The organism is Bacillus sp. T2.9-1, from assembly GCF_950097965.1.
Taxonomy (GTDB): Bacteria; Bacillota; Bacilli; order Bacillales; family Cytobacillaceae; genus Niallia; species Niallia hominis.
The window spans coordinates 1-555 of sequence record NZ_CATNHG010000039.1 but is presented as its reverse complement, the minus strand read 5'-3'; the positions used below and the strand labels follow the sequence as shown (position 1 = coordinate 555).

2 rRNA genes are annotated in these 555 nt (G+C 42.3%); both read right to left on the bottom strand.

The features are described 5' to 3' along the window. Positions 1-81, bottom strand: a 23S ribosomal RNA gene (locus QQZ16_RS03605); the annotation flags it as partial. Between the two features lie 420 nt (positions 82-501). Further along, positions 502-555: ribosomal RNA gene (locus QQZ16_RS03600) — 16S ribosomal RNA — on the bottom strand; the annotation flags it as partial.

Sequence of the window (555 nt, the reverse complement as noted above, 5' to 3'; positions counted from 1 at the left end):
CCAAAGCATATCGGTGTTAATCCCGTCCTTCATCGGCTCCTAGTGCCAAGGCATCCACCGTGCGCCCTTTCTAACTTAACTTAGTTTCGACCAAAGATAAGCGGCGTATCTCTTCGTCAGCTTCCTTGACCTACTTGCTTCTCTTTGCTCTCAAATCTTTGAAAGAGTATTCGATTGATACGATTACTTTTCAAAGAAGTAATTCTCTAAAATAGAGAACCTAAGATGGCGATTACTCGGTTTCTTTCTTGTTTTTACTATTCATAATCTAGTTTTCAAGGAACAATTTCGGCTAAAGATAAACTTCGCATCTCTTCGTCAGCTTCTTCGCTCCGCTCCTCATGTACTGTTGTACGCTCCGGTGCTCGCGCGTTTGCTTCCTTGATCTACTCGTTTCTCTTTACCCTCAAACTTATTACTGTTTTTGAGGAATTGCTCCCTCAAAACTGAACAACAAATCGTCAACAATCTTTGATGGAATGTACATTCCATTTTCCTTAGAAAGGAGGTGATCCAGCCGCACCTTCCGATACGGCTACCTTGTTACGACTTCAC